This is a genomic window from Scytonema sp. UIC 10036 (genome assembly GCF_009725235.1).
This window is the reverse complement of the sequence record NZ_WJFC01000037.1, coordinates 25,939-41,408: the sequence shown is the minus strand read 5'-3', so window position 1 is coordinate 41,408 and position 15,470 is coordinate 25,939. Positions and strand designations below refer to the sequence as shown.

10 protein-coding genes are annotated in these 15,470 nt (G+C 42.0%); 5 read left to right on the top strand and 5 right to left on the bottom strand.

All coding sequences use genetic code 11. The features are described 5' to 3' along the window. The first annotated feature begins 4 nt into the window (after window positions 1-4). Window positions 5-1,852 carry a malto-oligosyltrehalose trehalohydrolase gene (treZ, locus tag F7734_RS18800; protein WP_155746108.1) on the top strand — a complete coding sequence of 616 codons (1,848 nt, stop codon included), beginning with the start codon at window positions 5-7 and terminating at the stop codon, window positions 1,850-1,852. 220 nt (window positions 1,853-2,072) lie between these two features. Further along, window positions 2,073-4,868 carry a malto-oligosyltrehalose synthase gene (treY, locus tag F7734_RS18795; RefSeq protein WP_155746107.1) on the top strand — a complete coding sequence of 932 codons (2,796 nt, stop codon included), beginning with the start codon at window positions 2,073-2,075 and terminating at the stop codon, window positions 4,866-4,868. A 421-nt stretch (window positions 4,869-5,289) separates the two neighbouring features. Here the strand turns inward: treY and F7734_RS18790 are convergent, their stop codons facing one another. Next, complete coding sequence (locus tag F7734_RS18790) at window positions 5,290-5,733, bottom strand: glycosyltransferase (RefSeq protein WP_347566229.1); 444 nt, start codon at window positions 5,731-5,733, stop codon at window positions 5,290-5,292. A 179-nt stretch (window positions 5,734-5,912) separates the two neighbouring features. On the opposite strand from F7734_RS18790, the gene F7734_RS18785 reads away from it, so the two are divergent. Further along, a complete protein-coding gene (locus F7734_RS18785) occupies window positions 5,913-7,022 on the top strand; it encodes an alkene reductase (protein WP_155746105.1) in 1,110 nt (369 codons plus the stop codon). Between the two features lie 182 nt (window positions 7,023-7,204). Here F7734_RS18785 and F7734_RS18780 read toward each other — a convergent pair whose 3' ends face one another. The 4 genes from F7734_RS18780 to F7734_RS18765 all read right to left on the bottom strand — a co-directional run bounded on the left by F7734_RS18780 (window position 7,205) and on the right by F7734_RS18765 (window position 13,435). Next, the gene (locus tag F7734_RS18780; RefSeq protein WP_155746104.1) at window positions 7,205-7,966 is read right to left on the bottom strand and encodes a peptidylprolyl isomerase; all 762 of its coding nucleotides are present in this window, start codon (window positions 7,964-7,966) and stop codon (window positions 7,205-7,207) included. A gap of 297 nt (window positions 7,967-8,263) precedes the next feature. After that, the gene (locus tag F7734_RS18775) at window positions 8,264-9,688 is read right to left on the bottom strand and encodes an HlyD family efflux transporter periplasmic adaptor subunit (RefSeq protein WP_155746103.1); all 1,425 of its coding nucleotides are present in this window, start codon (window positions 9,686-9,688) and stop codon (window positions 8,264-8,266) included. 71 nt (window positions 9,689-9,759) lie between these two features. Continuing rightward, the gene (locus F7734_RS18770) at window positions 9,760-12,837 is read right to left on the bottom strand and encodes a peptidase domain-containing ABC transporter (protein WP_155746102.1); all 3,078 of its coding nucleotides are present in this window, start codon (window positions 12,835-12,837) and stop codon (window positions 9,760-9,762) included. Then, the gene (locus tag F7734_RS18765; RefSeq protein WP_155746101.1) at window positions 12,830-13,435 is read right to left on the bottom strand and encodes a helix-turn-helix domain-containing protein; all 606 of its coding nucleotides are present in this window, start codon (window positions 13,433-13,435) and stop codon (window positions 12,830-12,832) included. Before F7734_RS18765 ends, F7734_RS18770 begins: the two co-directional genes overlap by 8 nt. 1,105 nt (window positions 13,436-14,540) lie before the next feature. On the opposite strand from F7734_RS18765, the gene F7734_RS18760 reads away from it, so the two are divergent. Together F7734_RS18760 and F7734_RS18755 are read left to right on the top strand one after the other, a co-directional pair. Beyond that, window positions 14,541-14,798 (top strand): hypothetical protein, encoded by a 258-nt coding sequence (locus F7734_RS18760; protein ID WP_155746100.1) that lies wholly within the window; start codon window positions 14,541-14,543, stop codon window positions 14,796-14,798. A 290-nt stretch (window positions 14,799-15,088) separates the two neighbouring features. Next, window positions 15,089-15,361, top strand: a complete 273-nt coding sequence (locus tag F7734_RS18755) for a hypothetical protein (RefSeq protein ID WP_155746099.1) — start codon at window positions 15,089-15,091, stop codon at window positions 15,359-15,361. The last annotated feature ends 109 nt before the right edge of the window (window positions 15,362-15,470 follow it).

Below are 15,470 nucleotides of genomic sequence, written 5' to 3'. Positions count from 1 at the left end.
GGTTATGAAAATTGGCACTCAGTACTTGGGTGATGGTCGTTGTGAATTTAGGGTTTGGGCACCGAATGCAGAAACTGCGGCGGTAAAAATAGTCTCACCGCAAGAACGCATACTTCCTATGGAGCAAAAGGAAGGAGGCTACTGGCAGTTGATGGCTACAGATGTTGAACCGGGCACGCAATACTTTTATCAATTAAATAACGGTGAAAGCAGACCCGATCCGGCATCCAATTACCAACCTTTGGGTGTACACGCAGCTTCACAAGTTATTGACCACAACTTTACTTGGAATGATAGCAATTGGTCTGGTATTCCTTTAGAAAATTTGATTATTTATGAGTTGCACGTTGGGACTTTCACCCAAGAGGGAACTTTTGAGGCAATTATTCCCCGACTCAAGGATTTAAAAGAACTAGGGGTGAACGCAATTGAAATCATGCCCATTGCACAATTTCCTGGTGACACACCTACAGATGATGGTTGTGCTTATCGAAACTGGGGCTATGATGGCGTTTATCCATTTGCAGTGCAAAATTCTTATGGGAGTCCGGAAGCATTGAAGCGATTGGTGGACGCTTGCCATCAACAAGGAGTGGCAGTAGTACTTGATGTGGTTTACAATCACTTTGGACCAGAAGGCAATTACATGAGCCACTTCGGTTCTTACTTTACACACGCCTACCGCACTCCTTGGGGCGATGCCATGAATTTTGATGATGGTTACAGCCATCACGTGCGTAACTACTTTATTCAAAATGCTCTGTACTGGCTGCGGGACTATCACATTGATATATTGCGTTTAGATGCCATTCATGCAATTTATGATTTAGGAGCCAAACACTTCTTAGAAGAACTGGCAGAAAACGTTGCTACTCTTTCAAAACAACAGGCACGAAAACTTTATCTGATTGCAGAAAGCGATTTAAACGATCCGCGAGTTGTTCGTCCCGTAGAAAACGGCGGATATGGACTGGACGCCCAATGGAGCGATGACTTCCACCATGCCTTACACGCCTTACTTACAGGAGAACAAACTGGATATTACGAAGACTTTGGCAAGTGCGAACACTTAGCAAAAGCTTACCGAGATACCTTTGTGTATGACTGGAAGTACTCCCCCCATCGAAAGCGCTTTCATGGGAATTCTGTACGCGATCGCTCTCCCAATCAATTTGTTGTTTGCATTCAAAATCACGATCAAGTCGGAAATAGAATGCTAGGCGAGCGACTTTCCCATCTTGTATCATTTGAAGCTTTAAAATTAGCGGCTGGTGCTCTTTTACTCTCGCCAAACATTCCCCTTTTATTTATGGGTGAAGAGTATGGAGAAGAAGCGCCTTTTCTCTACTTTGTCAGCCACTCCGATCCAGATTTAATTAGAGCAGTCCGACAAGGGCGGAAACAAGAGTTTGCCGCGTTTCACGCTCAAGGAGAACCACCCGATCCAGAATCCTCTGAAACATTTCTTAAGTGCAAACTCAATTGGGAAAAACGCAAAGAGGGAAAACATCAAGCGCTGTGGTCGTTATACCAACACCTCATTCAATTGCGAAATACAATTCCCGCTTTAGTAGAGCGAGAACGTCAAAATATGGAAGTTGACTTTCTAGAAGATAAAAAAGTGATTTGGTGGCGGAGATGGAATGAAAACAATCAAATACTTTGCTTGATGAATTTTAATCAAAATGATGTCAATCTTGGTTCTGCCATGTTAGGAGATGGTTGGAGAAAAATCTTAGATTCTGCCGAGGAAAAATGGCAAGGCTTTGGCTCCCAACTACCGGAAGAACTGAGTAATGGAAAACAATTGATTCTGCCTCCTCAAAGTTTTGCAGTCTATCAACTTTCTTAACTTTTTCATTTCCTCTTGTTCCCAGGCTCCGCCTGGGAACACATTAGAAGAGGCTCTGCCTCTCTTTTCAGAGTTAATAGAATAAACATGAGGCAGAGCCTCATTCTAGGCATTTCCCAGGCTCTGCCTGGGAACGAGAAAACGAGAAAAAATGTAGGGGCGCAAGGCATTGCGTCCCTACCAACCACCAACTACTAACGACTAACCACTAACCCCTAATATGAGAATTCCAACAGTAACTTATCGAATCCAATTTAATTCTGCCTTTGGTTTTGATTCAGCAAAGGCAATTACCAACTACATAGCAGACTTGGGAATCTCCGATCTTTATGCGTCTCCCATTTTCAAAGCAAGACTGGGAAGCAGCCACGGATACGACGTCGTCGATCCCACTCTACTAAACCCAGAATTAGGAACAGAGGAAGCTTTTGAAGCTTTAGTCAAAGAATTACAACAACAGAATATAGGTTGGCTACAGGATATTGTCCCCAATCACATGGCTTATGACAGCCAAAATTCGTATTTGATGAATGTCCTGGAAAACGGTCCTGATTCAACCTATGTTGACTACTTTGATCTTGCCTGGAATTCTCCTTTTGCAAGTAGTAATGAACCTATCTTAGCTCCATTGCTGGGTAACTTTTTTGCAACTAGTTTAGAAAATGGCGAAATTCAATTGAAATATGAAGAAAGCGGTTTAAATGTTAACTACTATAGCTTAAAACTCCCTCTCAAACTTGAATCATATGCCAAATTTTTGACTCAAAATTTAGGAAAATTAACAAAAAGTTTAGGAAGAAACCATCCCATCTTTGTGAGGTTATTGGGCATCCTCTATATGGTGAAAAATATTCCTTCAGAGGTAACAGCACAGCAAAGACGAGATCAGGCAGCTTTTGTTAAAGGACTTCTGTGGGAACTTTACTCGGATAATGAAGAAGTGAGAACATTCATTGATGAAAATCTACAACTTTTTAACGGCGAACCAGGAAAGCCAGAAAGTTTTAATCTTTTAGAAAGTTTACTTTCCGAGCAGTTCTTCCGCCTTTCTTATTGGAAAGTAGGGGCTGAAGAAATGAATTACAGAAGATTTTTTACAGTCAATGAACTAATATCCATAAGGGTGGAAGATTTCAAGGTATTTAAAAACACCCATGATTTAATTTGCAAGCTAGTTCATGAAGGTAAGTTTACCGGTTTGCGAATAGACCATATTGATGGGTTGTACGATCCAAAGCAATATTTAGATCGGTTGAGAGAAAAAACAGGTGATACATATATTACCGTTGAAAAAATTTTACAACAAGGAGAAGATTTACCGAGTAACTGGCCAGTACAAGGTACTTCTGGCTATGATTACTTAAATTATCTTAATGGAATTTTCTGCCAAACTGAAAACGAAGAGAAATTTACTCAAATTTACTCTGAATTTACAGGATTTAAAAAAGACTACGAGCAACTTATCCCAGAGAAAAAGCATCTAATTATAGATAGAAATTTAGCAGGTGATATTGATAACTTAGCTTTTCTCTTAAAAACGATCGCAGGCAACTATCGCTATGGCAGTGACTTTACAATCAACGGTTTAAAACGAGCACTTGCAGAAGTTTTATCGCGCTTTCCCGTTTATCGGACTTATGTCGATCGGGAAGGGATTTCTAACATCGATCGCTCTTATATTCAAGAAGTCATTGCAGTAGCCAAACCACATATACCATTCTTGCACAATGAATTAAACTTTATCGAGAAATTACTGTTACTGGAATACGATGATTTTCTCACCCAAGTAGAAAAAGACCAGTGGCTCTACTTTGTGATGAGAGTGCAACAGTATACAGGACCATTAATGGCAAAAGGTGTTGAGGACACCGCTTTATACGTCTATAATCGCTTCCTATCCCTCAATGAAGTTGGTGGTGAACCGGGCAAATTTGGCATCAGTCTTTCTGAATTTAATGAATTTAATCAAAAACGACAAGCTCGTTGGCCCCTTGCAATGAGTACTACCTCAACCCATGATACCAAGAGGGGTGAAGATGTTAGAGCCAGACTCAATATCCTTTCAGAAATTCCAGAGGAATGGCAAAAACAAGTCCGTACTTGGAGTGAAATCAATCGTTCACACAAAAAAACTGACAAGCGTTTTGCTATGCCAGATAAGAACGATGAATACCTTTTCTACCAAACACTTATAGGAGCTTTTCCATTTTTTGAACACGAATACGCAGACTGTGTTGAGCGTGTCAAAGATTATGTACTGAAAGCCATTAGAGAAGCAAAAGTTTACACGGCATGGTTGCGGCAAAATAGCACTTATGAAGATGCGTTCGTTGATTTCGTCAAATCTGTTTTAGAGCTATCCAAAAACAATCCTTTCTTAAAAGAATTTATTCCTTTTCAACAGCAAGTTGCTTTCTATGGCATTTTCAACTCACTCTCTCAAGTCTTGTTAAAAATCACCTCCCCTGGAATCCCAGACTTCTATCAAGGAACTGAATTATGGGATTTTAGTCTTGTCGATCCTGACAACCGCCGTCCAGTGGACTTTGAAACTCGACAATCTTATCTCAAAACCATTCAGGAACAAACCAAGACAGATATTCTGAAATTGATAGAACAATTACTATCAACAAAAGAAGATGCTAGAATCAAGCTGTTCTTAATTGTTCAAGCTTTAAAAGCAAGAACAGAGAATATAGACGTTTTCAATGCAGGGAATTACTTACCTTTAGAAGTGAGTGGTCAGTTCCAAGAGCACATAGTTGCTTTTGCAAGAAGTCATCGTCACAAAACAATTATCACCATTGCTCCCCGCTTCTTCACTCGCTTAATTCAACCAGGAGAGTACCCCCTTGGACAACAAGTTTGGCAAGATACTTCTCTAAAATTACCTTCAGGAACGCCATCAGCATGGAAAGATGCAATTACAGGTCAAACAGTTCAAGCCAGTGACACAATACTTGTTGGCGAAACGCTAAAACATTTCCCTGTCGCATTACTGGTTAGCGAAAGCTGAAAATTTTGAATTTTCTTCCGTTGGTATTGCCCATTCCCTTGTCTCTCGTTCCCAGCTTCTAGCTGGGAATGCCTTTTTAGGAGGCTCCGCCTCCTGTACTAAATTTGCCACGCTCTGTAGAGCTTAGCAGACTGCATCCCCAGGCGGAGCCTCTGAATGAGGTAGGGGAACCGCGAAGACACGAAGAGCGCGAAATTAAAGAGAGAAGTTAAAGAGAATAGTGCAATGTTGTAACAAAAAAATCCCTAGAGGATTCCCTCATAAAGGCATTGGGGGCTGTAGTAAAAAATGTGGGAGAATCCTCTGAGACCAGCTTAACACCCTTCAACATCTAACCGCTTTCGTTTAAGACGCACTTCTATCCTAAGAAGGAAGCAAATGTTAAATATGTATGTTGTCTCAGACACAATCAGAAAAATCATCAACGAACTGTTTGTAGAACTAGGGGCATTTCTGTACTTGGCAGTCCTATTGCTTGCTCAACAATATCAGCAGCTCGTTTCACACCCCCTGCTTCAAGGATCGATCGCTTGAGCTTCAATGCATTGTCAATATAAAAACTTTCTGTTAAAGCCCGTTGAATTGCTTCTTGCAGTCTTAGACGACTCAAGCGGGGTAAGGGAACGACTTCTCCAGTACCTGTCCATCTAATTCGAGCGGCGTTTCCTGGTTGTTCGTAAGTTATTGGAATAGCTACCAAAGGGACTCCATGAGTGAGGGAATCAAGAACAGTGTTAAGACCCCCGTGAGTAATCGTCAAACTGGCTTTGGCAATGACTTCCAGTTGAGGAGCGTACTCTACGACTATTAGAGAACCAGGTAGTTTTTCAACTGTTTGTTTGTTAACTTTACTTCCAAAGGCGATCGCTAACAGTTTTTCCAGAAAAGTTGCAAAATTAGGCTATTTATCGCAAAAACAGGAAAGATTCACGCAAGGAACTAGTTTAAAATATTAAATGTATTTTTTAATACATAAATATTCATCCATTATGTGAATGCAACCAAGCATTCCCAGCAACATTGCCGTAACAGGAGATTTTCTTTATGAGTTCTGATACCAATCTCTTTTCACCCGTTCAATTAGGACCCTTAAAACTGCCCAATCGAATTGTCATGGCACCCATGACTCGCTTGCGTGCTGGAGATAGGGGAGTACCAATTCCAGCAAACGCCACTTACTACAGCCAAAGAGCATCTGCGGGATTAATTATCACCGAATGTACGATGATTTCGCCCCAGAGCCAAGGGTATATGAACTGTCCGGGAATTTATTCCCCACAACAGGTAGAAGGATGGCGATTGGTAACCAATGCCGTACACCAACAGGGAGGGAGAATATTCTTACAACTTTGGCACTGCGGGCGTGTTTCTCATCCCTTACTGCAAGCTAATGGAGAATTACCTGTTGCTCCAAGTGCAATTCCAGCTGAAGCCCAACTGCATACTCCAAATGGCAAACAACCAATAGTTACACCCCGTGCTTTAGAAATTAGAGAAATCCAAGAAGTTATTCAAGATTTCCGCAAAGCAGCAGAAAATGCTCTTGCTGCTGGGTTTGATGGTGTGGAGTTACATGGTGCTTTTGGCTATCTCATTGACCAGTTTCTCCAAGATGGTAGCAATCATCGCACTGATGAGTATGGTGGCTCAATTGAGAATCGTGCCAAATTTCTTTTAGAAGTTGTTGAGGCTGTTGCTAGTATCTGGGGAGGAAATCGAGTCGGAATTAAGCTCTCACCTAGCAACACTTACTACAGCATGGTTGACTCCGACCCTAAAGCCACATTTAGTTACACCATTGATGCACTGAATCGATTTGGTTTGGCATACATTCATCTCATGGAGCCTGAAGCAAAAGATTTGGCAACCCGTGATGTCTTACATCCTGTTGCTCCACTTTTTCGCCCAATCTATCAAGGGACATTGATTGCTAATGGTGGTTTTACTAAAGAATCGGGAAATGCAATTTTAGCAGAAGGTAATGCAGATCTGGTCTCTTTTGGCAAATCCTTCCTAGCAAATCCAGACTTGCCCAAACGGTTTGAGTTGGATGCTCCATTGAACTCGCCCAATTCTAAAACGTTTTACGGTCAAGGTAGCCATCAACCTGAAATAGGTTATACGGATTATCCGTTTTATGAGCGGGCTGCTTAAAAACTTCCAAAAAATAATTATTTATTTTGTGGAAAGGGCGGCGACACCGTCTCTCTAATAAGAACTGGTGCAATACTGCAAGGGATAAGAATTTTTGTAGGTTGGGCTTTCCACAAGGGTAAAGCCAACAAATGTCTGTAAATGTTGGGTTTCGTTCCTCAACCCAACCTACGTGTTTTCGCTTAAACTGCCAGTCCTGAGACTTGCGGATGTAATTGTGTCACGACATTGGCTTGCTTTGCTTCTTTCTTCAGCCATTCTAAAAACAAATTTGAAAGAATATTTTGACGCAGCGATTCTGTTAACTCTGGTTGAATAAGTTCTTCAACCAAAATCAGGTGTATTCCTTTAGAGGTTACTATAGGCTGTAGGAGTTGTGGCGGAGTAGCTGCAAACACGGCAGAAGAAATTTCTGGTTTCAAATCTTTGCGGGACAATCGTCCTAGGTAACCGCCACATCGACGAAGTTCTGGATCTTGAATATATTGATGGGCAACTTCGTGAAAATTCATGTCTCCTTCTTGAATGGCATAAAAAAGTTCTGTTGCCAAGTCTTCATCATCTAATACGACTTCGTACATCACAATCTGAGCATAATTAAGCTGATTTTCAATAAAGAAAGACTCGACCTTATTTGCAAATAGATGTTGAGCTAACTTGGAGAAGAGGAGACGAATGCGAACTAATTCTTCAAATTCATCTAGAGATAAGCCATGTTTTTGTAACCACAACCAAGTATCACTGGCATTCCAAAGCTGATTTATTTGCCGGAAATTATCTGCAGCTTGCTGCAGATCTTTAGGCTCTACCTGAATGCCTATCTCCTCAGCTTTAGATATGATAATTTGGCGATAAACAACATCCTCAATTTTAGAGGGTATTTGACAATCAAGTTTGATTTGGTGAATGATTTCTTCAAAGGAAACTGTGATAATACCTGACATCAAAAATCTCCTAATATTTAGTTACTTATATCTGCCGTAAATTAGTTACACTTTTTTTATCAATAACTCTCTCACCTCTCAATACTGCAAGGGATCTCGAATTTTTGTAATAGGCTTGAACGATAGTAAATGTTGGGTTTCGTTCCTCAACCCAACCTACGTAATTTCATTGTTTGAGCTTAACCGAGTATTGTCTCACCTCTTACCTCTGCGTACTCTGTGCCTCTGCGGTTTAAAAGTAATTTATTGAACCGATCGCATGACATCGAAGAAAGCCATTGTGCAAAACTCCAACCATCAAAGCTCTAGCCCCCCTTCTTGCAATTTCTTGAATGGATCGAGAAGAAAGTCAATAATGCGGCGCTGTCGGACAATAACTTCTGCTGTCGCAGCTTGACCGGGAGTTAGAACAATGTGTTGGCTTGCTGTTTGAATGTAAGGTTGAGCCAAACTAACTTCCAATTCAAAGATTTCTACAGAACCTTGAGAAGTTTCAGTCATTTTAGAATCAGGTGAAATCCAGCTGACACGACCTTCAACAATGCCATAGTCTTGAAAAGGATAGGCATCGAACTTAATCTTGACTGGCATACCTACTTTTATAAACCCGCTCTCGCTGCTGTTCATATTTGCCTTAAGTACCAAAGGCACTCCTTTAGGTGCAACCCGAGCAATCATTTGACCGGGGTGAACAACGGCTCCAGGTCTCTGAATGGGTAGCTGAAACAACACTCCACTAATTGGAGTCCGAATTTCGCGCCGATGCAATTGAAATTTCAGTTTTTCAACCTGTTTTCGGCTGCGAACTATTTCCGTTTTTACACTGGCTATTTGCGTTTCAAGTTCTTTTGTTCGTCTTTCAGTTTCCAGAAGTGTCAACTTTGTTGCCTGAAGAGTACTTTGATATTGATTTTGTTGAGCTTTAAGTTGGTATTCAGCTTGTCGCATTTCTAAATTCGCTTGGTTGAATTTCCATTTCTCCTCATCCACAGCACGTTGCGCTTGCACAAGCTGAACTTCTGCAATCACTCCCTGTTTCACTAAAGCTTCATAACGTTTCACTTCCTTTAAGTCTCTAGCAAGACGATCGCTCGCAAGTCCACGTGCAACTCGGCTATGTTCAAGCCGTTGTTGAACTTCATTAATTCCCGCTAACTGGACTGCGGCTTCCGCTCTACCCTGCTGTTGCTGAGTCCGAACCGTTACCTCAAGCAGTTGATTTTTCATCATCTCCAACCGAGAAAGGCGCTCCAAATGCCCCTCAAGCTCAGCCTGAGCTTGACGCAACTCAGCTAGCATTAACTCCGCTCCCAGTTCTAGTAGAACCTGCCCAGCTTTTAGGGTTTGACCTTCTTTGACTTTAATCTCAGCAACTTGTCCTTCTACAGGTGCATCTATCTTGAACGTATTGCCTTTGGGTTCCAAACGTCCCCTGGCAGAACCGACTTCATCTACTTCAGACAGCATTGCCCAAGGTAAGGCGATCGCGGTAAATACAGCTAAAAAGTATAGGAACCCCCGTGTCCAAACCCTTGGTACAGTATCAATCGTATCCTTAGTTACTGAAGACCACTCATTTCCGTCAGAGAATGAGGTTGATTGAGGCGAAGGTTGAAGCCCATCGACTTTGCTTGAGTCCAACACATCTTGGCGTAGGTGAGAACCGTGACGATAGTGTCCATTTGCCTCAAGCCTATCGGGTATTTGGGGTAAGTTTGGCATAAGGTTACTTTGCGCTGTTTTGTTAAACCGCTTGAATGTTAAGAGAATTTTATAAGCTCTTTCCCAGCAACTCAGTTAGCTATAGCAAACTGCTGCTGGTTGAGATAAAAGTAATGCCCCCGCTTTGCCATGAGTTCTTCATGAGTACCCTGCTCAATCAATACGCCGCGATCGAGCACCAAAATCAGATCCGCATTGCGGACTGTGGAGAGTCGATGGGCAATCACTAGGATGGTGCGACCACGGGCAATGGTGCTAAGATTGGTTTGAATAATTCGCTCAGACTCTGCATCAAGGCTACTTGTTGCTTCATCAAGAATCAGCACTGGCGTATTACCTAACAGAGCTCTCGCGATCGCCAGACGCTGTCGTTGTCCTCCAGACAACATTCCCCCACCCTCACCAATTTGTGTTTCGTAACCTAAAGGTAATTCTTTAATAAACTGATGTGCTCCCGCGAGTTGAGCGGCTACAATCAAATCTTCCAGCGTGGCTTCTGGATGACCGATACTGATGTTTTCACGAATCGTACCACCAAACAAAAATGTGTCTTGATCGACTACGCCGATCTGTTGCCGGAGTGATGATAGGGCAATGCTAGCAATATCATAGCCATCAATGAGAATTTTTCCTTCTGTAGGGGGATAAAGACCCAACACCAACTTAGAAATAGTTGTTTTTCCAGATCCACTGCGACCCACTAAAGCTACAGTTTGTCCCGGCAGTACTTCAAAGCTAATGTTCTCCAGCGTATTGACTTCACTCTCTGGGTGATAGCGAAACGTCACTTGCTCAAAGCAGATGTGACCGCGAATTGGGGGTAACGATTGACGGGGCTGGTGTTCCAGATCTTCCTCAGGTTCAGCTTCAATAACATCTTCAATGCGCTCGACAGCAACAAGGGTTTCTTGCAACTGATTCCACAAAACAATCAGTCGTTGGAATGGACGAATGACGTTACCGAGCAACATATTAAACGCGACTAATTGACCGATGGTCAGTTGATTTTGAATCACCAGCCAAGCTCCGTACCACAGCAACGCTGTTGTTGCCACAGCTTCGATGGTAGAACTGAACGTTGACAGGACATTATTAATGACCCGTCCCGAAAACAGGGTTTTAATGGATTTGTCATGTAAATGTTCCCAATGCCAACGTACAGACCGTTCGATCGCCATCGACTTGACTGTGCGAACTCCTGTAAGCGCTTCTATTAAGTAACTGCTTTCAGCAGCAAATGCAGAAAAGATCTGGCGTGAAACACGTTGGAGTAAGGGCGTAGCAATCAACGCCATCAACACAAATGGAGGCACGGCGACTAACACAAGCAGGGCTAGTTGCCAACTATACCAGAGCATTAATCCTACATAGACAAACACTGTCAGTAAATCGAGAACAATTGACAGTGCTTCACCTGTAAGAAAGCTCTGAATCTTACGATTTTCCTGTAGGCGGGAAATAATATCTCCAACGTAGCGAAACTCAAAGAACCTGAGCGGCAGCCGGAAGGTATGAGTAACAAAACCAACAATCAGTGCTAGATCGATTCGGTTAGCTGTATGATCGAGTAAGTATTGTCGCAATCCAGTCATTGCAACTCGAAAGAGGTTAAAGATCAGCAATCCTAACCCTATAGCATTTAAGGTCAGAGCACTGCGCTGCACCACTACCCTGTCTAACAGCAACTGAGTAAACAGTGGCACCACCAGTCCAAACAGTTGGATTAAGATGGATGCAACTAACACTTCTATGAGCACCACCCAGTGGGGTTTCGCTAACTCAAAGAAACGCCAGAAGGGTTCCCTAAACTCATTCTCCTGTTTCAGCACATTTGTTGGCTGCAATAACAGTGCATAGCCCGTCCAGTGCTCTTTAAATTCGGCATGGCTGAGTTTGCGTAACCCAATGGCAGGATCGACAACGATCGCCCGATTGCGAGTTACCCGATAAACAACAATGTAGTGTTTGCCCTGCCAATGCGCGATCGCAGGCAAATCTTGTTGTGCTAGCCTGTCGAGGGTTGCTTTGACGGGACGAGTAGAAAATCCAATACTTTCTGCTGCTGCCGCTAACCCTCGAAGTGATGCCCCATTACGATCAACATTGGCAATCTCTCGCACGCGGTTAACGCTAAAGCGCTTACCCCAATACCGTCCAATCATGACCAAGCAAGCAGCACCACAGTCAGAAGTACTTTGCTGGAGAAAAACTGGGTAGCGCAAAGTCAATCGCTGCCACCATTGTCCAGCTTTTACATTCGGGCTGGGAAAGTAAGCTTTGTCGATCTTTTTCCGAGTTTTTGTCCCAGTAGAGGGAGGGGAGGAGAGAATTTTCTGCTGCACTCCCACCAATTGCTCCCTGTTATTTGCTTTTAATGGTAGAGTATCTGATAAATTCTGTTTGCCTAGTTGTAATTCGCTCAGCTGTGGCAAGTAATGCAGCGCTGTTTTCCAATTAGAGTAGCTGAGACTATAAAGTTCAGTGGGTTCCGTTACCTGCCAAGCACGTTCCTCAGGAGACTGCGGAGTATAAAAGCTTCCAGCCGTAAGTCTTTGACCTGAAGGATGCAGGAGTTCTCCCCGACGGATCAACCACAACTTCTGATTATTCAATATGGATACTGGGAGTTTCCCTGGTTTAAGACGGTGTACTTCTAAGAGTAATAATACTTGTCTCAACTCCTCTGGAGATGCATCGCACAAAGGAGCTATCTGTTTGCATAACAGTAGCAAATCCCAAACTGCTGCCTGGTGATAAAGATGTTCTCGAATATTAGGATACTTGCGGATTAGAGTTTGCAAGCATTTGTCCGGAAGATAACAAAGCTTTAGCTTGAAAGCCGCTCTAGCTGCATAAGGCTGAAAGGACTCCTCTGAAAATAGCGTTAATTCACCAAATGATTTCCCTGCCTCTTGGGAAGCAATCAAGTTGTTGTTCCTATCAAACAATCTGACTTTACCTGCAAGGATGATGTATATCCCTGCTGTCGCATTTGCTGCTTGCCAAAATTGTTTTCCTGGCTCTGGCTCCAAAAAGTGAATCTGTCCTAAACATTCTGGGAGTTCGGATTCTGAAAGTACTTGACCTAGGATTTGAGTAATGTGTTGGAGAATATTCTGGCTTGAAAATTCTGATGGCTGTTTAACCATGGATTTCCAATATATTTAAGGTGGTATGACTGTCTTGTTTTGATAATATTGGGCGGTAAGCAAAATATTCAGCCGATGATGCTTCAACTGATGATGGGAGATCGCGAATCGCAATAATAGAATCATTGATTTCACTGGTATCGGTTGTGTTTATTTCACTTTGCGAACGCGTAGAAAGCCCCATCTTCTTCAGCAGCATACTAATGTAGCGATCGCTCATCTCAATTCCCAGTTCTTTTGCCAGATGCTTCCCCAACCATCTTGCAGTCCAGCGCTGAAATGGATAGCCATACTCACGGGGACTGTGGCTCACTAGTTCTTTCAACCGATTGAGATATTGGGCGTTCACTGTCTTTGGTCGCCCCATTGGACGATCCTCCCAAAGATGTGCCTTACCAGCTCGCGCCATCTCAATCCAGTACCGAGCCGTCTCCTGAGAGCATCCGAGTTCCGCACATATGTGTGTTTGAGTTTGACCCGTATCAGCCATAAGCATAATTTGAATGCGACGGCGGTACTCAGGTCGTAAATCTGCTTCCAACTTTTTCATTAGAAGCTTGCGTTGAAAAGGCGTTAAAAGCTGGCTCTGATTTTCCATAGCAATTTCCCAATGCGTTTACTCTGTGCCAGAATTCCGTGAAGCTTACTATGTTGACGGAACGCAATCGCTTGCGATTTCACGATTCAAGCACTTATATCAACAAGACAATTCTTTCATTAAGTATAGTAGATATTTCCTAAAATTTAGGAATTTTTGATGAGAAAATTCTCATGTTTAATAATAGCCAATCTTACTTTTTATTCCAAACGGATTATTGCTTCAATTAATATTTTTTTGAAAAAGTTGTGTAAAGAAATTTTGAAGTTTTACATTGTTCTTGCTTGGCATATAGACATACAAATCGGCCATTGTTTTGTAAAGCCATTGGACACAAATGCACTCACATCAACCATTGTAAATAATCTCTATTCAAAGAAATATTTTCCATTCTTTCTTTTAGAAAGACTCTTTTTTTAATACAAGTTACTTTTCTCTAAAAAAATAGAAACTTGCTTTATTTATTTAAGTAGGATTTGTAGAATTTGTAGAATTTGTAAGATTGGTAGGAAGTGAAATTTCATTTCATTGTGTCTTGTACGAATGAGAAATAAATCAGGCACTTATTTCAAAGCTATGCTTTTAGAACTATTTAATCGTTTTGAGAAGTAGCAGCTACCACAGTACTAGATGCTTCAAGTGAAGAAATAAGTTACTGACTTAGATCGAAAAAGAGAATCATGGGGTAAAACGCAGGATTCGTTTCCGCCTCTTGTCCTCTGCCTTTGTGAAGAAATTACCAGACGTTTTATCAAGTAGGATTTGTAAGATTTGTAGGAGAATGACAACTTTCTCATCAAATCTTGGCATCGATCGAGAAATAACTCAGGTACTTTTTTCTAAAAAAGCTTTGATAGATCTCCAAATAGGTTTAAAAAACAGCAATTATTGTAGTAAGATTTTCAATGTGAATATTATCAGTCAAAGTAAAATTAAAGTTAGAGAAAAAACTTCTAAAATTAAGTCTGAAAAATAGAATGTAAGTCCTTGAACTATCAAATCTTGAACTGATAACGTACAAAAAGCTAAGGAACCAAGAGTTATTAGCTATTTATTCAAAGAATTTAAACCACTCAAAGTAATCTGAATTGACGGAGAATTGCAAATGTCAAACATCAAGATCGAAAATATACAGCCTGCTGGCTCTCAACTTTTCCAAGATCCCGAGAGCTTTCTTAACGAGATGAGCGATCGCGAAATGTGGAGCGTTCAAGGCGGTCTAACTTTAGATACGTTAGTTATCACATTCCCTGCTACCATTAGCGATCCTTTATCCAGCGCGACTGCCGGCACCTTAAGTGAAGTTAGTTCGGGGGTCACTTCGGGTACTGTAGGAGGACTGTCCTTAACAGGTGCTGTGTAATACCTATTTAGCAGCACCATACTGAAGACTCTGGGGAGAGAAGAGCATTGTTGGAGTCTTGCGCTTTATGCAATTGCTGCTTTATCCCCAAAGCCATGACAAAATGTACATCTCTCAGGGCAGTCTGTTGATTAGATACTTTCAGCCCTGAATTGCTATGTGGGATAAGTGAGTTTACTTTAGGTTGGCCACAAAACCCATGAAACACACTGTAAAACTATCGTAACGACTACTTGGCAGTGCAGTCACTTACTGACTGCCTGATGTGAAAGTAAGAAAAGAGGAGAAAAATGGCATCCATTGAAATCAGCAATTTGCATCCTGTAGGTTCCAATCTGTTCAACGATTCGGAAAGCTATCTCAATGAACTGAGCGATCGCGAGATGTTGGGTCTCGAAGGTGGTATACTGGGAGCATTAGGTGGGACGTTAGCAGGCCTAATACCAGCAGAAGGCTTATTAGGATACGGCAGCCTCAATGTAACAGGTCCCGATAGTGTTCAAAACGTGACTGGCTTAGATTTTCTTGCTGGTCTTTTAGGTGGTGGTTCCAAAGGAACTTAACGGCGCTGTCAGGTGAAATTCGTCTGCGGTAGATAATTGAAGGGTCATTTCTTAACTCGATCAAGGTAATAACTGGCACACTAATCCAACAAACATATACATATGTCAG

Bases quoted from the DNA above. Each gene is read 5' to 3' on its own strand.
- F7734_RS18765 (WP_155746101.1), bottom strand. From the start codon at position 13,435: ATGGAAAATCAGAGCCAGCTTTTAACGCCTTTTCAACGCAAGCTTCTA.
- treZ (WP_155746108.1), top strand. From the start codon at position 5: ATGAAAATTGGCACTCAGTACTTGGGTGATGGTCGTTGTGAATTTAGG.
- F7734_RS18780 (WP_155746104.1), bottom strand. From the start codon at position 7,966: ATGTCAGGTATTATCACAGTTTCCTTTGAAGAAATCATTCACCAAATC.
- F7734_RS18755 (WP_155746099.1), top strand. From the start codon at position 15,089: ATGGCATCCATTGAAATCAGCAATTTGCATCCTGTAGGTTCCAATCTG.
- treY (WP_155746107.1), top strand. From the start codon at position 2,073: ATGAGAATTCCAACAGTAACTTATCGAATCCAATTTAATTCTGCCTTT.
- F7734_RS18775 (WP_155746103.1), bottom strand. From the start codon at position 9,688: ATGCCAAACTTACCCCAAATACCCGATAGGCTTGAGGCAAATGGACAC.
- F7734_RS18785 (WP_155746105.1), top strand. From the start codon at position 5,913: ATGAGTTCTGATACCAATCTCTTTTCACCCGTTCAATTAGGACCCTTA.
- F7734_RS18770 (WP_155746102.1), bottom strand. From the start codon at position 12,837: ATGGTTAAACAGCCATCAGAATTTTCAAGCCAGAATATTCTCCAACAC.
- F7734_RS18760 (WP_155746100.1), top strand. From the start codon at position 14,541: ATGTCAAACATCAAGATCGAAAATATACAGCCTGCTGGCTCTCAACTT.